At 28.9% G+C, this 24,623-nt stretch carries 22 protein-coding genes and 1 pseudogene; 15 read left to right on the top strand and 8 right to left on the bottom strand.

Features of this window, described 5'->3' with window-relative positions; genetic code table 11:
- The first annotated feature begins 126 nt into the window (after positions 1-126).
- Positions 127-1,098: a transcriptional regulator gene (locus RYO54_RS16825; protein WP_315121386.1), complete on the top strand. Its 972-nt coding sequence runs from the start codon at positions 127-129 to the stop codon at positions 1,096-1,098.
- 229 nt (positions 1,099-1,327) lie between these two features.
- Entirely contained in the window at positions 1,328-2,584 is a 1,257-nt protein-coding gene (locus tag RYO54_RS16820) for an ABC transporter substrate-binding protein (protein ID WP_315121385.1), read from the top strand.
- A 14-nt stretch (positions 2,585-2,598) separates the two neighbouring features.
- On the opposite strand, the gene RYO54_RS16815 is transcribed toward RYO54_RS16820, so the two are convergent.
- The 3 genes from RYO54_RS16815 to RYO54_RS16805 all read right to left on the bottom strand — a co-directional run bounded on the left by RYO54_RS16815 (position 2,599) and on the right by RYO54_RS16805 (position 4,559).
- Entirely contained in the window at positions 2,599-3,009 is a 411-nt protein-coding gene (locus RYO54_RS16815; RefSeq protein WP_315121382.1) for a Fur family transcriptional regulator, read from the bottom strand.
- Positions 3,010-3,103: 94 nt separating this feature from the next.
- Entirely contained in the window at positions 3,104-3,895 is a 792-nt protein-coding gene (locus RYO54_RS16810) for a metal ABC transporter permease (protein ID WP_315121380.1), read from the bottom strand.
- A 13-nt stretch (positions 3,896-3,908) separates the two neighbouring features.
- Positions 3,909-4,559 (bottom strand): metal ABC transporter ATP-binding protein, encoded by a 651-nt coding sequence (locus tag RYO54_RS16805; protein ID WP_315121377.1) that lies wholly within the window; start codon positions 4,557-4,559, stop codon positions 3,909-3,911.
- 168 nt (positions 4,560-4,727) lie between these two features.
- Between RYO54_RS16805 and RYO54_RS16800 the strand changes: the two genes are divergently transcribed.
- The 9 genes from RYO54_RS16800 (at position 4,728) to RYO54_RS16760 (ending at position 13,144) form a co-directional block, all read left to right on the top strand.
- Positions 4,728-5,642: a metal ABC transporter solute-binding protein, Zn/Mn family gene (locus tag RYO54_RS16800; protein WP_315121374.1), complete on the top strand. Its 915-nt coding sequence runs from the start codon at positions 4,728-4,730 to the stop codon at positions 5,640-5,642.
- A 71-nt stretch (positions 5,643-5,713) separates the two neighbouring features.
- Positions 5,714-6,118, top strand: coding sequence for an HNH endonuclease (locus tag RYO54_RS16795; RefSeq protein WP_315121372.1), 405 nt, complete (start codon positions 5,714-5,716; stop codon positions 6,116-6,118).
- A gap of 125 nt (positions 6,119-6,243) precedes the next feature.
- Positions 6,244-7,221: a tocopherol cyclase family protein gene (locus RYO54_RS16790; protein ID WP_315121369.1), complete on the top strand. Its 978-nt coding sequence runs from the start codon at positions 6,244-6,246 to the stop codon at positions 7,219-7,221.
- A gap of 49 nt (positions 7,222-7,270) precedes the next feature.
- Positions 7,271-7,417: a small, acid-soluble spore protein, alpha/beta type gene (locus RYO54_RS16785; RefSeq protein WP_315121366.1), complete on the top strand. Its 147-nt coding sequence runs from the start codon at positions 7,271-7,273 to the stop codon at positions 7,415-7,417.
- Between the two features lie 152 nt (positions 7,418-7,569).
- Entirely contained in the window at positions 7,570-9,045 is a 1,476-nt protein-coding gene (gene thrC / locus RYO54_RS16780) for a threonine synthase (protein WP_315121362.1), read from the top strand.
- Positions 9,046-9,054: 9 nt separating this feature from the next.
- Complete coding sequence (gene thrB / locus RYO54_RS16775; protein WP_315121360.1) at positions 9,055-9,918, top strand: homoserine kinase; 864 nt, start codon at positions 9,055-9,057, stop codon at positions 9,916-9,918.
- A 26-nt stretch (positions 9,919-9,944) separates the two neighbouring features.
- The gene (locus RYO54_RS16770) at positions 9,945-11,261 is read left to right on the top strand and encodes an aspartate kinase (protein WP_315121358.1); all 1,317 of its coding nucleotides are present in this window, start codon (positions 9,945-9,947) and stop codon (positions 11,259-11,261) included.
- Positions 11,262-11,279: 18 nt separating this feature from the next.
- A complete protein-coding gene (locus RYO54_RS16765; RefSeq protein WP_315121355.1) occupies positions 11,280-12,572 on the top strand; it encodes a homoserine dehydrogenase in 1,293 nt (430 codons plus the stop codon).
- 77 nt (positions 12,573-12,649) lie between these two features.
- Positions 12,650-13,144 carry a metallophosphoesterase family protein gene (locus tag RYO54_RS16760; RefSeq protein WP_315121352.1) on the top strand — a complete coding sequence of 165 codons (495 nt, stop codon included), beginning with the start codon at positions 12,650-12,652 and terminating at the stop codon, positions 13,142-13,144.
- Positions 13,145-13,395: 251 nt separating this feature from the next.
- On the opposite strand, the gene RYO54_RS16755 is transcribed toward RYO54_RS16760, so the two are convergent.
- Positions 13,396-13,971 carry a flavin reductase family protein gene (locus RYO54_RS16755; RefSeq protein WP_315121349.1) on the bottom strand — a complete coding sequence of 192 codons (576 nt, stop codon included), beginning with the start codon at positions 13,969-13,971 and terminating at the stop codon, positions 13,396-13,398.
- A gap of 21 nt (positions 13,972-13,992) precedes the next feature.
- The gene (locus tag RYO54_RS16750) at positions 13,993-14,487 is read right to left on the bottom strand and encodes a QueT transporter family protein (protein WP_315121346.1); all 495 of its coding nucleotides are present in this window, start codon (positions 14,485-14,487) and stop codon (positions 13,993-13,995) included.
- Positions 14,488-14,677: 190 nt separating this feature from the next.
- Between RYO54_RS16750 and RYO54_RS16745 the strand changes: the two genes are divergently transcribed.
- The 3 genes and pseudogenes from RYO54_RS16745 to RYO54_RS16735 all read left to right on the top strand — a co-directional run bounded on the left by RYO54_RS16745 (position 14,678) and on the right by RYO54_RS16735 (position 17,743).
- Positions 14,678-15,910 (top strand): pitrilysin family protein, encoded by a 1,233-nt coding sequence (locus tag RYO54_RS16745; RefSeq protein ID WP_315121343.1) that lies wholly within the window; start codon positions 14,678-14,680, stop codon positions 15,908-15,910.
- Between the two features lie 36 nt (positions 15,911-15,946).
- Positions 15,947-16,570: pseudogene (gene recX, locus RYO54_RS16740) on the top strand (recombination regulator RecX); the annotation flags it as partial.
- Positions 16,571-16,579: 9 nt separating this feature from the next.
- Positions 16,580-17,743: a transglutaminase-like domain-containing protein gene (locus RYO54_RS16735; RefSeq protein WP_315121341.1), complete on the top strand. Its 1,164-nt coding sequence runs from the start codon at positions 16,580-16,582 to the stop codon at positions 17,741-17,743.
- 26 nt (positions 17,744-17,769) lie between these two features.
- On the opposite strand, the gene RYO54_RS16730 is transcribed toward RYO54_RS16735, so the two are convergent.
- From RYO54_RS16730 to RYO54_RS16720, 3 genes are all read right to left on the bottom strand, one after another.
- A complete protein-coding gene (locus RYO54_RS16730; protein WP_315121339.1) occupies positions 17,770-18,135 on the bottom strand; it encodes a tetratricopeptide repeat protein in 366 nt (121 codons plus the stop codon).
- Between the two features lie 121 nt (positions 18,136-18,256).
- A complete protein-coding gene (locus tag RYO54_RS16725) occupies positions 18,257-19,054 on the bottom strand; it encodes an ABC transporter permease (protein ID WP_315121336.1) in 798 nt (265 codons plus the stop codon).
- Entirely contained in the window at positions 19,051-19,812 is a 762-nt protein-coding gene (locus RYO54_RS16720; RefSeq protein ID WP_315121333.1) for an ABC transporter ATP-binding protein, read from the bottom strand. The genes RYO54_RS16725 and RYO54_RS16720 overlap by 4 nt, the downstream gene beginning before the upstream one ends.
- 368 nt (positions 19,813-20,180) lie before the next feature.
- Between RYO54_RS16720 and RYO54_RS16715 the strand changes: the two genes are divergently transcribed.
- Entirely contained in the window at positions 20,181-24,482 is a 4,302-nt protein-coding gene (locus tag RYO54_RS16715; protein ID WP_315121330.1) for an acyl-CoA dehydratase activase-related protein, read from the top strand.
- Positions 24,483-24,623: the final 141 nt, after the last annotated feature.

Raw genomic sequence — 24,623 nt, 5'->3', positions numbered from 1 at the left:
ATATTTTCAAAAAAACACTATAGAAATTTGAAAAATATTATAGAAATTTTTAAAAATCATAAAAATTACTTAAAAATATAAGTTTAATAACGACTTATCTATATAGAAACTTAGGAGGTATTAAATATGTCTAAATTAGGTCATTTAATTCAATTACTTATTAATTTACAGTATAAAAAAACTGCTACAGCTTCAGAATTAGCTGAAATTTTAGAAGTAGATAAAAAAACTATATATAGATATATAAATAATTTAAATGCTGCAAATATTCCAGTGCATACCATAAAAGGAAGATACGGTGGTTTTTATATAGACGATAGCGTATATATCAGGCCTCCTAAACTGACAATGGAAGAATTACAGGCTTTAATTGCTATGGAAAATATATGTGAAAATAGTGATTTGCCGTTTAAAAATTATTTAACTAATGCTGTATCCAAGATTAAAAATTCTTCCTTTAAAGAAGATTATGAATTAAAAAATCTACTTGAAAAAAATTTTTTAAATATAGAGGAGTTTGGAGATAAAATCAATTTAGAAGAGAAAATAACTATGATAAATAAATCCATAGAAAAAGGGAAAAGTATTAAGGTAGAATATTTTAAAATGGTGAAAAAATATTCCATAGAGGAAAAAATAGATCCATATTCATTATTATTTAAGGAAGGAAAATGGTTTTTAATAGCTTATTCTCAGCTATCAGATAAAGTTAATACTTATGAAATTGATAAAATAATTAATTTTACCCCTACACAAGATATTTATATAAAGCCAAGAAATTTTTCACTAAAAGAATTTATGATGGAAAATTGGGGAGTTTTTGATAAAGGAAAAATATTTGTTAAAATAAAATTCACTAAGGACTACAATAAATATATAAAAAATAGCAGATGGTGTAGCTCTCAAAAAATAGAAGAGCTAGATAATGGAGATATAATATTAACTATGTACATTTATGAAATAGACAGTGTGAAAAAATGGATATTGAGCTTTGGTTATGGAGCTGAGATATTAGAACCTCAATCATTAAAGGAAGATATAGTGAATCAAGCAAAAAATATTTTAAATATTTATAAAATAAATGAAAATAATGAATAAAACTTTATAAAGTGGTTATCATAATAAATGAAAATGGAGATAAAATCTCCATGGCACTAAATAGAGTCACATAACTTTATTTGATGCTAGAACCCCCCATCCCCCTTGGGACCATATGGTCCCATTTGTTTTTTTTGCCTTTATTTTATAATTATAAATTGTTCAAAAGGATTATATATTTATTTTGTTTTGCACAAAATAAGATAAATAAACTTTTGGGGTGAGATATATGTTTAATAAACTAAAGGCTATAAATTATAAAAAAATTTTATGTTTGTTTATAATATTTATATTTAGTTTTAATTTTTGGGGATGTAAAAATAAAGGAGAAAATAAAAAAAATGAGAAAGAATTAAATATATTCATTGACATAAAAGATAAACACAGTTTAAATACAATAAAATTTTTAGTGGAAGAATTCGAGAAGGAAAACCCTAAAATTAATGTGAAAATTAATAACTCCAATGGAATAAAAAATGTGGAGGATGTGTCAAAAGAAAAAATAGGAGACATAATTATAACTTCTAGAAATAATATGATAGAGTTACAGAAAAGAGGGTATTTAAATGATTTATCAAATTTTTATGAAAAAAATAAGATTAATCAAAAATATTATAATACATTCAAATCTTATGGAAGGTATTGTGATAAATATTATGGTATGTCCATAATTCCCTATACCATAGAGATTTTTTATAACAAAGATGAATTAAGTAAACTTAAATTACCAACTCCCACAAAAGTAAGTGATTTATACGAGCTTCTTAAAAATTTAAATCAATCATCTATTAGAGTACCTGTAATTTTAACGGAAGATCTAGATATTTATAGTGCAATATCCTCTTTAGTAGTTAGAGATAAAGAAAATATGTATAAAATAGACTGTATATATGATTTTTCAGAGGATTTTTATAAGGAAAGAAAAGAATTTCAAAGTCTGTTAGATGATGTACAGAATTTATATAAAAAAGGAGTTATAAATAAAAATACTTTTGAATTAGGTAATGAGGGTACAATAAAAAAATTTGTTAATGGAGATATTCCACTAATTATATCCACATCTTATTATTATAATGAATTGAATAAATATAATATTGGGTTAGTAGAAGATTATGATTCTATGGTATCATTTAAAGGGAGTGTTCCAGTTATTGTTAATGCTTTACTATGTTCACCTGTAAATGGAGGAAATGGCGAAGAAGTTGGTGAGTTTGTTAAATTTGTATATAGTGATGAAACTCAAAAGAAACTTTTAGGCAAAGGTTATATAACAGGGAATATAGAGGCAAACAAAAACCTTACAGGCATTGGTACCACAATTAGAAGACATTTAGAAGAGAATAATGAAAACGGTGTGTTATTTTCTTATAATTTACCTGAAAATTTATACATTGCATTGACAGCTAAAATTGAAGAGATTTTATCCGGGAAATATAATGGCAAGGAATGGGAGACCATATTGAAAGAAGTTTATAAACAAAAATAGTGGTAATTTTACCACTATTTTTGTTTGCAATCTTTACATATTCCATAGAAATAAACTTGATTTGTAAGAACATCATAATCTGTATAAGAAGAGATTTTCTCATTTAAATCCTGAAAACATATTTCTATATCATCTACTTTACCGCATTGAAGACATTGGATGTGAGAATGAGGACAGATATTTCCATCATATCTAAAATTACCTTCACCTACATTAATCTCCTGTACAAGGCCTACTTCTACCAATGTTTTTAATGCTTTATATACCGTAGCTAAGCTCATTGTAGGGTATTCATCTTGCAATGATTTATATATTATTTCGGCAGAAGGGTGTTCTTTTGTAGATTTCAAATATTTATACACTGCAATGCGCTGTGGGGTTAATTTTAATTTTTTATCTTTAAATATAGCAGTTATATTATCCATAAACACCATCCTTCTAATGTTATTTATACTATTATATAATAATTATTATTTGAAGTCAATTAATTTTAAATAATAATTATTATATAACTTTAAATTAGTCTTTATTTCTTTTAAAGATAATTATTAGTAATAATAAAATTACAGATGTAATTGCAATGGTTCCACCAGGAGCACAATCTATGTAAAATGATAGTATTAATCCTAGCAATATATTAATAAAACCAAATATGATAGATAGAAAAAAGGTTTGTTTAAATCCTTTTTTTAATTGTAAGGCTGTAGCCACTGGTATAGCTATTATAGAAGAAATAACTAGTATACCCATTATTCTTATGGATAGGGATATGGTTGCTCCTACAAGTAAAGAGAATACATAGTTTACAAATTTAACATTTATCCCTATAACTTTTGCACCTTCTTCATCAAAGGTTATATATAATAGCTTATTATATAAATAATATAATAATATAAAAGAAATTACACTCAATATGAGCATGGTATATAGGTCTATTTTAGAAACCGTTAGTATGCTTCCAAATAAGAAGGAGTTCACGTTTCCCTTTGCTTTACCAGAACTTATTAATGTTATGGCAACTCCAACGCTTAAAGTCATTATTATAACTAAAATAATTTCTTCATATTGCTTATAGTAATTCCTAAGTAATTCTATTAGCAGGGCACAAATTGAAGTAAAGATAAATGCAGATAGTATTGGATTAAAACTTAACACAAGTCCTAGGGCAACTCCAGCAAAGGAAGAATGTGCTAGTGCATCTCCCATGGTAGAGTATCTTTTTAACACTAAAAAAGTTCCCACAGAAGGACATATAATAGAAATAAGCAAAGCAGCTATAATAGCATTTTGTATAAAAGAATATTGTAGCATAATTCCTCCTTAATTACTTTTCCGTTATACTACTTAAGAAATCTTCAATAGTATAAAAGTTCATTTCACCATTGGTCATTTTAACTATATGAGTAGAGTTTTCTGTTACGGCTTTAAAATTATGTTCTACAGATACTATTGTAATGCCATGGTTTCTGTTTAATTCCTTAAGGAATGTATATATTTCATCTTGACTTTTTAAATCTATTCCCGTTGAAGGTTCATCTAATATAATCAAATCTGGGTGTCCAACTAATGCCCTTGAAATAAAAACCTTCTGTTGTTGTCCACCAGATAGATTGCCTATAAGAGAATTTTTTAAATTTAATATGCACATTTGGCTTAAGCATTGATTTATTACACTTTTATCTTTTATTTTTAAATTGGCAGCATGACATTTTAATATTTCATAAACAGTAATTGGAAAATCAGTATTGAAGTTAGCTCTCTGAGGAACATACCCTATTTTACTGGTATTTATACTTACATTCCCTTTGCAAGGCTTTATAAGACCTAATATTAATTTTAGCATAGTACTTTTGTAGCTTCCGTTTTCTCCAATAATAGATACATATGATCCTTTTTCAATGTGTAAATTAATACCGTTTAACCCATATGGACTTGAACCATTATAGGAAAAACATAAATTATCTATATTTATCATGGTAAATGCCTCCGTAAAAAATTCTAACATTAATATTATATACCCATATGCAAATTATTTGCAACATAATTGTACTATATACTTGACAATGGAAAAAGTTAATAATAATATGATATATAGCGAATAATGCAAATCATTTGCATTCGTTTTTGCGGAAGGTGGTATAAGATGAAAAATAAAATTATATTAGTAGTAATTGCAATATTTCTATTTACGTTAAGTGGTTGTGATAGTAAAAAGGTGTCAAATGGAGACAAAGATAAATCTAAAGTTAATGTAATAGTTACATTTAATCCAATGAGGGAGATAACAGAATACATAGGTGGAGATAAAGTAAATATAGAGGTAGTAGTGCCAGAGGGCGGAGAGGCTCATGATTTTGAGTTAAAAGCAAAAGATATAATGAATATAAACCAAGGAGATGTATTTCTTTATAATGGTTTTAACATGGAACATTGGGTAGACAAATTATTAGAAACAATAGATAAAGATACAGTAATAGTTGAAGCCTCTCAAGGGGTTGATCCTATAATAGTTTCAGAAGAAGAGGAGGATAACCATGACCATAATCATGATGGAAGCTATGATCCTCATACTTGGTTAGGGCTAAGCACTGCCATAGTTCAAGCAAAGAATATAAAAGATGCTTTAATTAAGGTAGATGGAGATAACAAAAATTATTATGAAGAAAATTTTAATAAGTTTAATAAAGAAGTTAGTGAGCTTTTAAATGAATATAAAACTAAATTTCAATCAGTGAAAAATAAAAATTTTGTTACTGGACACGAAGCTTTTGGTTATTTTTGTAGAGATTTCGGATTAGAACAAAGGAGTGTAGAAGGCGTATTTGCGGAAGGAGAACCAACTCCTAAAAAAATGAAAGAATTAGTGGACTATTGTAAACAAAATGGAATTAAAACTATTTTTGTTGAAGAAAATATAAGTACAAAGGTCTCAGAAACCTTAGCTAAAGAAGTTGGTGCTGGAGTTAAAGTTATTTACACTCTAGAAAATAGAGGGGAAAAAAGATATATAGATGCTATGAGGGAAAATTTGAAGGAAGTATATGATAATTTGAAATAATTGGTATTTTAAAATTCTTACTAAAAGTAGTATAATAATAGTGAAATATAAAATTAGAAGGAGGGAATTTATTGGCTAAATGTGAAGTATGCGGTAGAAAGGCCGAAATACATCATATAGTTAATAGATGCCAGGGAGGAATAGACTTTAGTTTGAATTATAAATACTTGTGTTCTGAGCATCACAGGGGAGGTAATGGCCCTCACAAAAATTGGAGAGTAGATATGCACTATAAGATGGAAATGCAACGACATTTGTGTGAGATTTTATATAAAGAATATTACACCCTTGAAGAAATTGGAGAAGTACTATATATAAATAAGAATAGAGCTAAAAAGCTTATGAAATCCTGTAAACTTCACAAAGAGGGATATAAAAAAGAAGATATAATATTAAAATTAATGGGAAATAAAAAATATGATTCATATATGTTAGAAAAATATGATGATGACTTTATACCATTAATTGTTGGATAAAAGAGGTGTCTATTACAGACACCTTTTTTTATTATATAAAATTATAGGTTAATCAATCTTAAGATTAATATTAAAGTATATTGGTAAAACTATGTATATAACATAAGAATGGGGAGATAAGTCTAATGAGGAAAAAGCTGAATCCAGATTTATATCATGGGAAAGGTAAAAAAGGTAATTTTTTTGAAGGATGGTATTTTAAATTAGTAGATAGTAAAGAGGAAAGAGCCTATTCATTTATTCCAGGAATTTTTAAGGGGAATAATTCAAATTATTCTCATGCATTTATTCAGTTATTATATGGAAAAGAAGCGGAATATTATTACAATAAATATGAGGTGAAAAATTTTAAATGTAGGGAAGATAAGTTTGCAATAAATATTGGAGAAAATATATTTTCTATAAAGGGCATTAAGCTAAATATTAAAAATGAACATGTAGATATTAAAGGAAAAGTTTTGTTTGAAGATATCTTAAAGTGGCCCGATACGATAATAAATCCTGGAAGTATGGGTTTTTATAATTATTTACCATTTATGCAATGTTATAGTCAAGTATCTGTTATGGACATGAATCTTCAAGGATGTCTCAATATAAACGGTGAACATATAGATTTCACAGGAGGAAAAGGATATATTGAAAAAAACTGGGGAAGGGATTTTCCTTATGGATGGATATGGATGCAATGTAATAATTTCATTAGCAATAAAGCTTCCATAAGCTGCTCTATAGGTCAAGTACCATTTTTATTTGGCAGCTTTGATGGATTTTTAATAGGATTATCCATTGGAAACAAGTTTTATAAATTTACAACAATTAATCAAAGTAATTTAAAAATATGGAGATACAATGAAGATTTTATTATTGAAACTAAAAATAAGAATTATTCTTTATATATAACTGCAAAGAGTGATAAAGATAAATATTTTTTATGTAATGGCCCAAGAGAAGATAAAATGATACCTTTAGCTAAAGAAACATTAACTGGGGAAGTTTATTTAAAACTTAAATGTAATAAAACAGGGGCAATTTTATATGAAGATAAAGGAGTATGCGCTGGAATAGAGTATGGTGGCAAGGTGGAGGAACTAATAAAAAATTAAATATTGGTTACATTATAACTGTACATCATAAGCAGAGAGGAGAAATAAAATGGCACACAAGAACAATAAGAACAGTAAAGATAACAAGAAAGCTGGGCAAAAAACTAAAAAAGAACTAGCAAAAATGAGAGTGGAAACTTCAAATGAAATAGGTACCTCAAATGAATCTAAAAAGTTAGGCAAGAATAAAAAATAACAAACTATATATAAAAAGGCATGCTTTACATGCCTTTTTAATATTCTCTTCCTATGATTATAATAAATATGTTTTTGCATAAAAAACACTTGACTATGCCATGCGAACAATATAATATATAATCTATAAGTATTTATTATGAGGTGGTAACAATGAAACTTTTATATAAAAGCACTAGGGGAAATGAAGAGGTAGGTTCTTCTCAGGCTATTATTAATGGACTAGCTAATGATGGGGGATTATATATTCCAACATATTTTCCTAAAATAGATTTATCCTTCGATGAATTGATCGAGTATGATTATAAACAATTAGCCGTATATGTGCTAAAAAAGTATCTTACAGATTTTACTGAAGAAGAAATATTATACTGTGTGAACAATGCTTATGATAATAAGTTTGAAAGTAGAGAGATAAGTCCTTTAGTGAAAAAAGGGGATGAATACTATTTAGAGTTATACCATGGTCCTACTCTAGCCTTTAAAGATATGGCACTATCTATACTGCCATATTTAATGAGGGTTGCTTGCAACAAGGTAGGAATAAAGGAAGATGTAGTCATATTAACGGCAACATCAGGAGATACAGGGAAGGCAGCATTAGAAGGGTTTGGTGGCGTTGATGGAATAAAAATAATAGTATTTTATCCTGAAAATGGTGTCAGTCCAATACAAAAGTTTCAAATGATAACTCAAAAAGAAGAAAATACTTTAGTTGTAGGTATAAATGGTAATTTCGATGATGCCCAAAATGGGGTTAAAGAAATATTTGAAGATAGAGAATTCAATAAAGAGTTAAAGGACAATGGATATATTTTGTCTTCTGCAAATTCAATAAATATAGGAAGGCTTTTACCACAAATAGTTTATTATATTTATTCTTATACAAGTATGTTGAAAAAAGGATACATTGCCTTAGGGGAAAGTATAAATATTTCTGTTCCCACTGGGAATTTTGGAAATATATTAGCAGCTTATTATGCTAAACAAATGGGTTTACCAATAAACAGATTAATTTGCGCATCTAATGAAAATAATGTGCTTTGGGAATTTTTTAATAAAGGGAATTACAATAGGAATAGAGAGTTTAAAATAACCTCTTCTCCTTCTATGGATATTCTTATTTCTAGTAATTTAGAAAGATTGTTATACCATATAAGCGATGAGGGAAAAGTAGAAAAAATGATGATGAATTTGAAAGAAAAAGGTGAGTATACTCTATCAGAGGATATGATGTTATCATTAAATGATTTTTATTCAAGCTTTGCAACAGATGAAGAAACTTATGAAATTATTAAAAAGATATATGAAAATCAATCATATTTAATAGATACTCATACTGCAGTAGGATACAAGGCTTACAGAGATTACAAAGAGGGGAAAAAAGATAATACAAAGACTGTATTAGTTAGCACTGCTAGTCCTTTTAAATTTACTAAGGATATATGTATTGCCTTAGGCATTGATGAAAATTTAGAAGCCTTTAAGTTAGGGGATAAATTATCTTCCTACACTGGAATAGAAGTTCCATCTTCTTTAAAAAAATTAGAAAAGGATGATATAGTTCATAAAATTAAATGCAACAAAGAAGAAATGAGAAATACTATAAAAGATTATTTAAGGGTGTAGGTGATATGTATGGTGGAAGTAATTGTACCTGCTACTAGTGCTAATTTAGGGCCAGGCTTTGATTGCTTAGGAGTAGCATTAAATTTTTATAATAAATTATATATAGAAGAAAATGATAATTCAAATCCTAAAGATGAAAATAGTTTAGCTTATATAAGTGCAAAAAAACTATTTGATAAAGTGGGATATAAAAACAAAAAATTTAATATTAAAATCCATGGAAATATTCCTCAATCAAGGGGGCTTGGAAGTAGTGCTACTTGTATAGCAGGGGGACTTATAGGAGCTAATAGAATTCTTGGAGATATTTTAAGCAAAGAGGAAATAATAAAGCTAGCAACAGAAATAGAGGGTCATCCAGATAATGTTACTCCAGCAATAGTTGGCGGTATCACTACAGCTATATTTGAAAATGAAAAAGTATACTATGAAAAGTTACATTTAAAAGAAGGAATAAAATTTTGTGCACTAACTCCTGATTTTGAATTATCTACTAGTGAAGCGAGAAGTGTGTTACCAAGTAAAGTAGATTATAAAGACGCAGTTTTTAATGTTGGAAGAGTAGCATTAACTATATCCTCATTAGTAAATGGCAACTTTGAACAGTTAAGGGTTAGTTGTGAAGATAAATTACATCAACCTTATAGGAGTAAGCTAATAAGAAATTATGATAGCATAACGGCGTATTGCAAAGAGCTAAATAGCTTAGGAGTATTTTTAAGTGGTGCTGGACCTACAATTATGGTTTTGGTGGAAGAGAGTAACCACTACTTTTTAGAAGAAATTAATAAATATCTAATCACCTTAGAAGACAAGTGGGAGGTTAGAGAATTAAAAATTGATCATTTGGGAGCTAGAGTAAATGTTTATTAAAATTTATGAAGTGTAGGTGAATATTTATGAAAAATATTATTGTAGCTAAATTTGGTGGAAGTTCTCTTGCTGATAGTTGTCAATTTAAAAAGGTAAAATCGATTATAGAAAAAGATGAGAGAAGAAGATTTGTTGTACCTTCAGCTCCAGGCAAAAGACATAAAGAAGACCAAAAGATTACTGACTTACTTTATTTATGTCACACCCATGCTGAGCAAAATATTTCTTTTGATTATATATTTGAAATTATAGGAAATAGATATTGGCACTTAGTAAAAGAATTGAATATAGATTTAAATATTCAAACTTATTTGGATGAAATAAAAGATAAAATAAAAAAAGGAGCTTCAGAAGACTATACTGCTAGCAGAGGAGAATATTTAAATGGACTTATACTGGCAAAGTATTTAGGATATGAGTTCATTGATCCAGTAGAAATAATCTTTTTCAAGCCTAACGGTATTTTCGACGAAGAGAGAACTAATAAAGAAATATATATAAGGCTTGATAAGGTGGAAAAGGCAGTTATACCTGGATTTTACGGATCAATGCCTAATGGGGAAGTAAAGACCTTTTCAAGAGGAGGATCAGATGTTACAGGAGCCATTGTGGCTAGAGGAGTAGAAGCAAGTTTGTACGAAAATTGGACAGATGTTTCAGGATTCTTAATGGCTGATCCTAGAATTGTAGAAAATCCTAAAAATATTAAGGAGATTAGTTATAGAGAATTAAGAGAATTATCTTATATGGGAGCAACAGTACTCCATGAAGATGCTATTTTCCCAGTGAGAAAAGCAGGAATACCAATAAATATCAAAAACACTAATAGGCCAGAAGATGAGGGAACATTAATAATCGATGATTTAGATCCAGTTAGTTATAGTGGCACTATAACTGGCATAGCGGGTAAAAAAGATTTTGCAGTAATAACCGTTGAAAAGAGTATGATGAATGTAGAACAAGGCTATTGTAGAAAAGTATTGTCAATTTTAGAGGATAATAATGTATCCTTTGAGCATATGCCTTCAGGAGTAGATACAGTATCCCTTGTAATTGCACAAAATCAACTTGATGGGAAATTAAATAGAATATTAAAGGAAATAGAGTTAAAATGTCGTCCAGATTCACTGGAAATTCACCCACATATGGGGTTAATTGCTGTTGTAGGAAGGGGTATGTCCAGAACCATTGGTACATCAGCTAAAATTTTTATGACATTAGCCAAGGAAAATATAAATGTAAGGATGATAAGCCAAGGGTCAAGCGAAATCAATATAATTATTGGAATAGAAGATAGCGATTTTGAAAGAGCTATAAGAGCTATATATAATTCATTTAATTAAAAGTATGGGGGGATAGAAATGAAAAAAGTAAATATAGGGCTTTTAGGATTTGGAAATGTAGGAAGAGGAGTTTGGAAGATAGTAGAAGAGAATAGTACTGAATTGAAAAAAAGATCAGGCTATGAAGTTAGTATAAGCAAAATATTAGTAAAAGATATAGATAAACAAAGAGAAGTAAATGTATCGAAGGATATACTAACTACTGATTTTAATGAAATATTAGAAGATGACAGTATAGATATAGTGGTAGAGGTAATAGGGGGAATAGAACCGGCAGTAGACTATATGATAAGAAGTATGAAGAAGAAAAAGCACGTAGTTACAGCAAATAAAATGGCTGTGGCAACTAAGGGTAGCACACTTTTAAGAACTTCTAGAGAAGAAGGAGTAATGCTTTTTTATGAAGGAAGCGTAGGTGGAGGAATTCCAATAATAAATGGATTAAATGAAAATTTAGTGGCTAACAAGATTGAAGAAATTATAGGAATAATTAATGGAACTACAAATTATATTTTAAGTAAAATGGCTAGAGAAAAAGTAAGCTTTGAAGAAGCTCTCAAAGAAGCCCAAGAAAAAGGATACGCAGAGGCAGATCCAACTTCTGATGTAGAAGCATTTGACGCAATGTACAAGCTAGGTATATTATCATCCTTAGCTTTTGATAATATAGTCAATGTAAATTATATTCATAGAGAAGGAATAACAAGTATTAAACCTATAGATATTGAATATGCAAAAGAGTTAGGTTATGTTGTAAAACTATTAGGAATAGCAAAGAATGTAGATGGAGAACTAGAATTAAGAGTACATCCTACAATGGTATCAGCTAACCACCCCTTAGCCAATGTAAATGACTCTTTTAATGCAGTACTGATAAAGGGTAATGCAGTAGGAGAACTGATGTTGTATGGAAGGGGAGCTGGTGAGTTACCTACAGGAAGCGCAGTTGTAGGAGATATTGTTTCTATTTTAAAAAATAGAGATAATCCTCTATATTATTCAAAGTTTAAAGAAGCAACTATTCCTAAAATAAGAGATATAAACGAAGTAGAATGTGAATATTATATTAGAATGACCGTTAAGGATAAGCCAGGAGTCTTAGGAGAGATATGTTCAATATTTGGAAAGAATAATGTGAGTATGTTATCTGTTATACAAAAGGGAAAAAGAGAAGAATGTGTTTCTTTAGTATTCATAACTCATAATACTAAAGAAGGCAATATAAAAAAATCTATGGACAAAGTAAGCTCATCACAAGATATAATTAAAGTTGAAAATGTTATAAGAATAGAAAACTTAGGATTACAATAAAGTAGTATATAACAATATCATATTGCCACAATAATTCATAAGATATATTGTCATATATTTTAATAGAAGGTGGTTATTTGAAAATAGGAGTTATATCTGATACGCATTTTACTAAACGCAGTGAGGATATCTTGAAGATAATCGATAGATATTTCAGTGATGTAGATATGATAATCCATGTAGGAGACTTTAATTCTATTAATGTAATAGAAAATATTGAAAAGAAAAAAAGGTTTGCTGGGGTTTATGGTAATAACGATGGTAGTAATGTAAGAGAGTATTTAAGAGAAAAAGCCATAATAAATATTGAAGGATATAAAATAGGAATGTATCATGGCCATGGAGATAAAAAAACTGCTATGGATAGGGCATACAATGAATTTAAGGATAGTAAGATAGATATTATAATATTTGGTCATAGTCATCAACCTATTATTAAAACAAGAAATAAAATTCTAATGATAAACCCTGGATCTCCCACTAGAAAGTTAAAAGAAAGATGGTATTCCTATGTGTTATTAGAATTGGATAGAAAAAAAATAGAAGCTAAAGTGGTATTTTTCTCTAAATAGTAGAATGAACAGTATGTGTAAAACTATACTGTTCATTCTATTTTAAGAGAAGGGATTGAAGGTTTTAAAACCTTATCAGCTTACATAAATAAATTGTATTTATATGTTTATTTGAATTTTTATATCCTAAGTATATTAATATTATCTCAATTAGCAGTATAAAAAGTAAAATTAATAGTAATTTTTTGAATTTTGACATCTCCATCCCTCCTAATTTATTTTATGAGAAATGGAGTGTATAAAGAATTAAATTATTTTTTCTTTCGTTTTTGTACTGAAAAACCAAATTTACCAATAGGTTTTTGAGGAATAGGAAAATATTCACCGTGAGAATAGCATATTAAATTTACATTTTCAAAATGTATTTTCCCTTTATCGTCTATTAAGCTATCCTCTACGCTTACAGAGGATACTTCAGCTAAAAATAAATGGTGAGATCCTAATGGTATTATTTCTTTTAATTTACATTCAAGGGCAATAGGACACTCTTTAATAATAGGCGCATTTACAGTATCGGCATTTTCTAAGGTGAGGTTTAAATGCTTTATTTTATCTATATTTTTACCAGATCTTACTCCGCAGTAGTCTACTTCCTTTACCAGAGATTTAGTAGGTAAGTTAATTACAAACTCCCTAGTTTCTTTGATATATTCATAAGAAAGCCTCTCAGGTCTTATAGATATGGTTATCATAGGTGGATGTGTGCAGGCAGTTCCTACCCATCCTACAGTAAATACATTATCTTTACCATCTTTATTTCTAGAAGTAACTAAAACCGCAGGAACGGGATTAAGCATTGCACTCCCTTTAAAAGATATTTTAGTCATAGTAATCAATCCTTTTTTATATTAAGTAAATATTTTTTTCATTTCACTGTTTTTCTCAATAGCAAATAATAGCGGAAGACCTAATCCATAACAGCACAATAATTGTCCCAAGCCAACTTGAAGCATTGTTAGTAATAAGGGCCATTTTAAAGTATAATGTAATAAAGGGCCAACTATTATGGCATTAAGAACCACAGGTGGTAAAGGAGCTAAATATTTTTTATACTTTAAATTACTTTTACCTATATAATAGGTAAGGATAGCCGATAGTAAAGTAGCAAGAGAACCAAAGATAATGTCTAAGGGTCCTACTGGACTCAATAAATTTGATATAAGACAACCTATAAAAAGTCCATAAATTGAAGCTGATGAGAAAAAAGGTAGCACTGTTAAAGCTTCTGCTACTCTAAATTGAGAGGCTTGGTAGCTCATGGGATAAGTCAAATACATTGTTATTACTGCATAAATTGCAGCAATAAGAGAACTGATTGCTAAATTTTTAGTGTTTTTTTTCATGTAAAGTTTCCTCCTCCATAGTTTTAATTAGGGACAGGATGGTTACGAACTGTCCATATTCTTTTAAAGAATACGTGTACATTTTAATACATGAAAATAGTTTAGTCAAATTTTTATTAATTATTTTATTTTAGCCAAATATAAATTATAATAATCTAAGTATATTATTTTTTCTAAAGGAGAGTATTTAATGTTTGATTCAAATAAATATAGATTATCTAATGGAGTTGAGTTGATAACTATAAAAAAAGAAACTCAAATCTTTTCAATACATGCAGGAGTAAAGGTTGGATCCTTATTTGAGACAAAATCAGAAAAGGGTATTTCTCATTTTGTTGAGCACATGTTATTTAAAGGAACTACAAATAGGGATAATGAAAAGCTTAATAATGATTTAGAAGCTTTAGGAGGAGAGTACAATGCCTATACGGATCATAACTGTACTGTATATAGCATTACTGCTCTTAAAGAAGAATTTAATAATTCAATAGAAATATTGAGTGATATGATAAAACAATCTGTTTTTCCAGAAGTGGAATTAGAAAAGGAAAGAGGAGTTATATTAGCTGAAATTAGGACAAGTAAAGATGACATTGAAGATTATAGCTTTAGAAGAATGAATGAAGTAGCATTCAAAAATAGTCCACTTAAATATGATATATTAGGAACAGAAAAACATGTAAAAAGTTTTAGTAGAGAGGATTTGTTAAAATTTTACAATACTCATTACACTGCCAATAACTGTTGTATAACTATAGTTTCACCTTATGAGCATGAATATGTATGTGAAATTATAGAGAACTATTTTGGAGATTGGAAAGAAGGAGAAATTCCTTTAAAAGATAGCATAATAGAAAAAAATATAGAGGATACGTTTATTTCACACAAGAAGGACATTGAGCAGAGTACTATTCTATATTTATATACTTTTTACGGGTTAAGTAAAAAGGAAGAATTGGCTTTAAGAGTATTAAACCATAAGTTGGGGGATAGCAATAATTCAATATTATTTAGGAAGTTAAGAGAAGAAAAAGGATTGGCATATGACGTATATACTAGTTTAGATACAACAAATTATGTTAAAACTTTATATATATATACATCAGTAGAAGAAGATAAGTTAAAGGAAAGTATGGAAGTAATTGAAAGTTGTATAGAAGATATAAAGAAGTGGAATATTTTATTTGACGATAATACCATAGAACTTATGAAAAAAGTTTTGAAAACTGGAGTTGTATTTACTTTAGAGGATCCTACGGACTTAAGTAATTACGTTATCCACCAAATGATAGATGGAGATAACATTCACGGCTTCATAGAAGATATGAAAGAATTAGAAAATATTAAGAAAGAAGATATATATGATATAAGCAAAAAAGTGCTAAATCATCCTACTATTCATATTTTACAAAAGGAAAGTTAAGGAAAGGCAAGGAGGAGATACTATGGGGTAGTTACTAAGATTGAAGTAGGCAAAAGAAATAAGAATAGAGTAAATGTATATATAGATGATGAATTTTCTTTTGCATGTAGTGCTGAAATAGTGTATAGGTTCAAGCTTAAACAAGGCGAAAATATAAATTTACAAAATTTGGAGGAAATCATAGAAGAAGATAACTATGTTAAATGCAAAGGCGATAGTTTGAGGTTTTTGGGAAAAACTTACAAAACGCAAAAGCAAATATATGATAAACTATTAGGGAAGGGGTATGACGCTAAAACTATAAATAGGGTAATAAATTTTTTAGAGGAATATAATTTTATTGATGATGATAAATATGCACAAATGTACATTAAGGAAAAGATAGTAAAAGAAGGGGTAAATAAAATAAAATTTGCTTTAATATCTAAAGGTATTAAAGAGGAAATAATAAATAAGAAAATTGATGAAGTGGATTCAGAATTTCAAGAGGAAGCTATTTTAAAACTAGCGGAAAAAAAATATAACCAACTAATGAAAACAGAAAATGACAGGAGAATTATATATAAAAAATTAGGAGATTATCTGTTTAGAAAAGGATATAGTTGGGATATTATAAAAGGAGCTTTAAATCAAACTTTAAAAATGGATTTTTATGATTGAGGTGGTTAGATGCCGAATATTAATCCTATAACAGCCTTATTAGTTTTAATATTTTTATATCCAATTGTAAAAGGATTATTGATTAAATTTTCTTCTAAAGACTTGAAAATAGATATAGAAGAATTAAATAGAACCCTTTCCTTTATTTTATCACTTTTTTTAGGTATATATTATGGAAGGAAAATATTTATCCAACACGATGATGGCGTGTATAGGGCGATCTATGAGTTGATTCCACAAGGTCTAATTAATTATATAGAAGACAAACCTTTTATAGTATATATGATTCTAATACCAATCTTAATGCTTATTTTATATAAAATTACATTTTTAATTTTGCACCTATTTAATGATTTTACTTTTTATCCACTACTAGATAATGTTGAGACTTTTTTAAAAAGAAAAAGTAATGTATTTAGAAGTTTAGCGGGAGCAGTATTTCAGTTACCTAGAGCAATAGCTTATTTGCTATTCATAACTTTAGTGCTAAATTTAACATCATTATTTTATAATAATGCCATGTTTAACCAATACTTAAGTTCATCAAAAACTTATAACTATGTATGCTATAAAGTTGTTATACCCGTTACTAAATCAAAGTTAGCAAGAAAGCTTCCAAGTATGATAAATAATTCATTAAAAATAGTAGTTGAAGAGAACTCAAAGGATATAGTCAATAATAAAACTATAGTTTATTATAATGGAATAACTTTAAATGAAGGAATTAAATCAAATGATGATATCGATACTTTTTCTAAAAATCTAGTATCTAAAGAAACTGACACAATAGACAAGGCTAAAATAATATATAATTGGATAGGAAACAATATATCTTATGATTATGATAAGGCTGAAAAAGTGTTAGACGGTGACTTTAATATTAAATCTGGTGCCATATACGCTTTTCAAAGCAAAAAAGGTATATGTTTTGATTATGCCTGCTTGCTTGTGGCAATGGGTAGAGCAAATGGTATGAAAGTAAGACTAATAACTGGGGAAGGATTCAATGGAGTTAGTTGGGTTAATCATGCTTGGAATCAGATATATATTCCAGAAGAGGATAGATGGATAAATGTTGATGTGACTTTTTATAAGGGCGGCAATTATTTTGATAATAAAAATTTTGACGCAGATCACAGAGCATCAAAAACTGCAGGAGAATGGGAAAAATAAGCTTGCGAAGCGATTTCTTCACAAGCTTATCTTTTTTTAGGATTATTTTTATAACTATTAACTATTAAATTTATAGCTTTTTCGCAATCTTCATCTTCATTGTCTAGGGCCCATGCGGTATTAAAATATATTAAAGCCTTTTTATTATCTCTTGTCATAGCATAACAGTAACCTAAATTAAAATAATATTTACTATCTTCTTTTAAAGAGATAGCTTTTTTAAGAAGGGGAATGGCTTCAGTATATTCTTTTAGTTTAATAAAACAAACAGCAGAGTTGTACATTGAAGCAGCTTCATTTTCTTTTGCTTCAATGGATTTTTGATATAGGAGTATAGCCTTTTTATAATCCTTTAAATTATAATAATCATTTGCTTTTTGAAAAAAGTTCATCTGGAAACCTCCCTTAATTTTCTAGAAGTTATTCGTTATTGTAAATTATATTGTTATATAGATAAGAATATTCATTAGAGATATTATCCAGATAATAAATTAATATACATGTAAATACATTTTACTGTCCCCTAATTAGTCTTTTTTCTATAAATGCTACTATTTCGTACATTATATATGCAATTACTGATAGTATTATGATGCTCATCATAACCATATCTAATTGAGATATTTGTCCACCAAAAATTATAAGAAATCCTAACCCTTCTTTGGCTACTAAAAATTCTCCCATTATTACACCTACCCAAGAAAGTCCAACGTTTATTTTTAGAGCTGATATTAAAGTTGGTATAGATGCAGGAATTATTAAATGTATCAAAATTTGTAATTTAGAAGCGCCAAAGGTTTTTAATAGTTTAATTTTATCTTCATCAACTTCTTTAAAGCCATTTAACACACCAATTATTGTTACTACTATGGAGATTAATAAGGCAACTAAAATTATAGCTTTCGTACCATTTCCCACCCAAAAGATTATTATTGGGGCTAAAGCTACCTTAGGAAGAGCATTCAATACAACTAAGTAGGGATCTAATACCTTTGATAAAAAATCAGACCACCATAAAAGTATAGCCACAAAAGTTCCTAGTAAGGTTCCTAATAAAAAGCCTAATATGGTTTCGAAGCAAGTTACCCAAATATGCAAAAATAATGTGCCTTCATCATAAATTTTTATAAGGCTTTTCCACATTCTTGAGGGAGTACTAGTCAAAAATGGATCGATCCATTTTAAGTTTCCTGAAATCTCCCAAAGTAAAAAGAAGCATATGAGCAGTAATATTCTTACCATAATAATACTTAAATTTCTTTTTTTTACGCTGCTAACGAAGTTTTCATGTTCTTTTTTAAAATCGATCATACTTGAGAATTCAACTCCTTCCATAGTTGGTTAAAATAAGTTCTGAATTCTGGAGCTTCTCTACATTTTAAAGGAGATATATTGTCTATACAAAAATTCATCTTAAATTCTGTTTTTATTTTTGCCGGCCTATTTGTAAGTACTAGGATTCTATCAGACATGGAAATAGCTTCAGATAGATCATGAGTTACCATAATTACGGTCTTTTTTTCATTTTTCAAAATTTCATATATTTCGTCACTTACATTAAGACGTGTTTGATAATCTAAAGCAGAAAAAGGTTCGTCCAACAACAATACATCCGGATTTAGAGCTAGAGTTCTAATAAGAGCTGCCCTTTGCCTCATTCCGCCAGATAGTTCTTTTGGATAGTGATTTCTAAATTCCCATAGGTTATAATTTTTTAGTAGTCCCATTACTTTTAGTCTATTTTCATCCGTTAATTTTTTATGAATTTTCAACCCAAGAGTTACATTATCAAATACGGTTAACCATTCAAATAGCTGGTCTTTTTGAAACATATACCCAATTTTAGGAGATACGGTAGTAACTAATTCACCATCTATATATACTTCTCCATAAGAAGGCTTTAATAAACCAGCTACAATATTAAGAATAGTAGATTTCCCACATCCTGAGGGACCTACTATGCTTACAAATTCTCCGCTATCTACTGAAAAAGTAATATTGTCTAATGCTCTTGTGGAATTTTTCAGGGTATGATAGTTCATATAAACATCTTTAATTTCTACTTTCATTTAATTCAACTCCCATCTTTTTAGAATTAAAGGAATTATATTCTAGTATATGAGAGATGTTAAGATATTGTTAAAGACTTTTAATATTATAGATAATGGGTTATAATTGTGGTATATATTAGGATTTAGCGAATAAAATGTATAAGTAAAATAAAGAAAAATTTAAATAATAAAAGCAAGAATAAGATTATAATAGATGGATGTATATTTATCATAAAAAGCATGAACTTATAAGCTTATTAATGATTAATCCATCATTACTGTCATTTGATTAAATATTCTTCAAAGTATATAATAGCCATATATTTTATATATATGGTGATTTTCATATATTCTATATAATTATATTGATAAAAGGTGATAGCATTATGGAAAAATTATTACATTTAGGTCTAGATGTGGGATCAACTACCGTTAAAGTTGTCATATTAGACAGTAATGACAGAATTGTTTATAGCAAATATGAAAGACATTTTTCAGACATTAAAAACACTATTAATAAAATTATGAATGAAGTATATGATTTTATTAATGAAAAAAGCGTTACAATAAAAGTGACAGGGTCTGGTGGCTTAGCAGTATCTGAGTGGCTAGATGTTCCTTTTATTCAAGAGGTTATAGCTTGTACAAGTACGGTTGAAAATATCATACCTATGACAGATGTGGCTATAGAGTTAGGTGGAGAAGATGCCAAAATAACATTTTTTAGAGGAGGGGTAGAGCAGAGAATGAATGGAACTTGTGCTGGAGGTACAGGGGCATTCATCGATCAAATGGCTGCATTGCTCCAAACTGATGCTAAAGGATTAAATGAATTGGCAAAAGAATATAAAACCATATATCCTATTGCAGCCAGATGTGGTGTATTTGCTAAAACAGATGTTCAGCCACTGTTAAATGAAGGAGCTGCTAGGGAGGATATTGCTGCATCAATATTTCAAGCTGTTGTGAATCAGACCATAAGTGGACTCGCTTGCGGCAAGGTAATAAGGGGGAATGTTGCTTTTTTAGGTGGCCCTCTATATTTTTTATCTGAATTAAGAAAAAGATTTATAGAGACCTTAAATTTAAAAGAAGGACAAGTGATTTTTCCGGAAAATTCTCAATTATTTGTTGCTATAGGAGCGGCAATGTCTTCAAAAGAAGAAACACCTATTATTTTTAAAGAACTTTTAAATAAACTCGAGAATATGAAATGTGAAATAAACGAACATATCAATGCATTATCTCCATTATTTAAAGACGAAGATGAATTAAAAAGTTTTAAACTAAAACATGATAGCCATAAAATTAAAAATAAAGAATTAAGAAATTATAAGGGAAAAAGTTATCTAGGAATAGATGCAGGATCAACTACTACTAAAGTAGTATTGATTGATGATGAAGGGGCATTACTATACTCCTATTATGGAAGTAATAAAGGTAATCCACTTAAATCTACTATAAATGTTTTAAAGACATTGTATAGTATAATGCCAAATGATGTGAAGATAGTAAACTCTACTGTTACAGGGTATGGAGAAGGATTGATTAAAGAGGCATTATTAATAGATGAAGGTGAAGTAGAGACCATAGCCCACTACAAAGGAGCTGAATTTTTTTTACCAGGGGTAGACTTTATACTAGATATTGGTGGGCAAGATATGAAATGTCTAAAAATTAAGGATGGAGTAATCGACAGCATTATGTTAAATGAAGCTTGTTCCTCAGGCTGTGGATCCTTTATTGAAACTTATGCGCATTCTTTAAAATTGGATATAGAAAAATTCGCCCAAAGTGCATTGTTAAGTAAAAATCCCGTAGATCTTGGATCTAGATGCACAGTGTTTATGAATTCAAAAGTAAAACAAGCCCAAAAAGAAGGGGCAACTATAGGAGATATATCAGCAGGATTATCATATTCAGTAATAAAAAATGCTTTATATAAGGTTATAAGAATTAAAAATCCAGAGGATTTGGGAAAAAAGGTTATTGTTCAAGGGGGAACTTTTTATAACGATGCTGTGTTAAGAGCCTTTGAAATAATTTCTGGGGCTGAAGCTGTTAGACCTAATATAGCAGGATTAATGGGTGCCTTTGGAGCGGCATTAATTGCTAAGGAAAGATATGTGGATGGATACAAATCTAAATTGGCTACAATTAAAGATTTAGTGAATTTTGATGTAACAGTTACTATGAGAAGATGTAAGTTATGTAGCAACCAATGTATGTTGACAGTAAATGATTTTGGAGATGGAAGGGAGTTTATATCTGGAAACAGGTGCGAAAGAGGGGCAGGTAAAGAGACAACTAAAGAAGAAATACCTAACTTATACAGATATAAACTGCAAAGATTATTTAGCTATAAATCTCTATCTAAAAGTGAAGGAATAAGAGGGGTAATAGGTATACCAAGAGTATTAAATATGTATGAGAATTACCCGTTTTGGTTTACTGTTTTTACCAAATTGAAATATAGAGTTGAATTATCTCCTATCTCTTCAAAAAAAATATATGAATTAGGCATGGAAACCATACCATCAGAGTCAGCTTGCTACCCTGCCAAATTAGTTCACGGGCATATAAATAGTTTAGTTGATAAAGGAGTAGACTTTATATTTTATCCATGTATACCGTTTGAACAAAAGGAAATCAAAGAAGCTAATAACCATTTCAATTGCCCTATGGTGACTTCTTATCCAGAAGTAATAAAAAACAATATGGATATATTAAAAGAAAAAAATATAAATTTTATGAATCCATTCTTGCCAATAAATAATGAAAAGAAATTAATAAATAGATTATATGAAGAGTTTATGGATTTAGGTGTAACTAAGGATGAAATAGCAAAGGCGGTTTCAGAAGGATATAAAGAAGATAAAAGATTTAAAGAAGATATAAGAAAAAAGGGAGAAGAGGTAATAGAATATTTAAAAAACACAGGCAAAAAAGGAATAGTTTTAGCAGGACGACCTTATCATGTTGATCCAGAAATAAATCACGGTATACCAGAGTTGATTAATTCCTTTAAAATAGCCATTTTAACAGAGGATTCTATAGCCCATTTAGGAGAAATAGAAAGACCTTTAAGGGTTGTAGATCAGTGGATGTATCATTCTCGATTATATGCTGCAGCTAGCTTTGTAGCAAGACAAAAAAATTTGGAGTTGGTGCAATTAAACTCTTTTGGATGCGGTTTAGATGCCGTAACAACGGACCAAGTTGGAGAAATATTAAATTCTTTTGGAAAAATATATACAGTTCTTAAGATTGATGAAGGAAGTAATTTAGGAGCAGTTAAAATTAGAATAAGATCCTTAATTGCAGCTCTTAAAGAAAGAGATAAAAATGGATTCTCTCCTAGTAGGATTACAAAACCAAGGAAAAGAATAATATTTACCGAGGAAATGAAAAAAAATCATACCATATTATGTCCTCAAATGGCTCCTATACATTTTGAACTAGTACAAGAAGCTTTTAATTCTTCAGGATTTAATTTAGATATATTACCTTCTGTTGATAAAGCTGCTATTGAAGAAGGGTTAAAGTATGTAAATAATGATGCATGTTATCCATCTATTATAGTTATAGGACAAATAATAGAAGCATTGAAATCTGGTAAATATGATATTAATAATACTTCCGTAGTTATGTCCCAAACAGGAGGGGGATGTAGAGCTACAAATTATATTGGTTTCTTAAGAAAAGGCTTAAAAGAGGCTGGATTTGAAAATGTTCCTATAATATCTGCTAATGTGATTGGATTAGAAAAAAATCCAGGATTCAAGTTATCATTACCATTAGTAAATAAGGGGTTAATGGCACTAGTTTATGGAGATTTACTTATGAGGGTTCTATATAAAGTTAGACCTTATGAAAAAATATCAAACTCTGCAAATGCTCTTTATGATAGTTGGATGGAAAAATGCAAGGAAAATGTACGAAATGGAAATATATTATTATATAAAGAAAATATATATAACATAGTAAGGGACTTTGATAACTTAGAAGTGAATAATATATTAAAACCTAAAGTAGGAGTAGTTGGAGAAATATTAGTTAAATTTCACCCTACTGCCAATAATGATGTAATAGATATTTTAGAAAATGAAGGTGCGGAGGTTGTTGTGCCTGACTTGTTAGATTTTTTTATGTATTGTGCATATAATTCTAACTATAAATATTCCAACCTTTCTGGTACTAGAACAGCAAAGTTTATTTCGAACTTTGCAATAAAAACTATGGAACTGTATAGAAAGCATATGAGAAAGGCATTAAATAATAGTAAAAGATTTCATGAACCTGAAAGAGTAAATAAGTTAGCGGAAATGGCATCTTCAGTTGTTTCTGTTGGAAATCAGACAGGTGAAGGGTGGTTACTCACAGCGGAAATGATGGAACTTATAGAAAGTGGAGTTAAAAACATCATTTGTATGCAGCCTTTTGCATGTTTGCCTAATCACGTAACTGGCAAAGGTATGATAAAAAAGCTTAAAACCATTTATCCGGGGGCCAACATAGCAGCAATAGATTATGATCCAGGTGCTAGCGAAGTAAATCAGCTAAATAGAATAAAATTAATGCTTGCTGTTGCAAATAAAAATTTACAATATGAAAATGAAAAAGTATTTAAAGAAGATAAAGAAATTGCTATGTCAACCTATAAAAATGGATATGAAATAAATTATTAATAAAAAATAAAAGAACCAATTTTTCATTGGTTCTTTTATTTTTTATTTATTTAAAGAAGTTTACAAAAGCTGTTATAATAAGTGAATTTGTAAAGTCAATTAAGAATGCACCAACTATTGGTAGTACGAAGAATGCTCTTG

The organism is uncultured Clostridium sp. (assembly GCF_963515715.1).
Taxonomy (GTDB): domain Bacteria; phylum Bacillota; class Clostridia; order Clostridiales; family Clostridiaceae; genus Clostridium_AW.
Note: the sequence above shows the minus strand (reverse complement) of the source record. Positions and strands in the feature narration are given on the sequence as shown.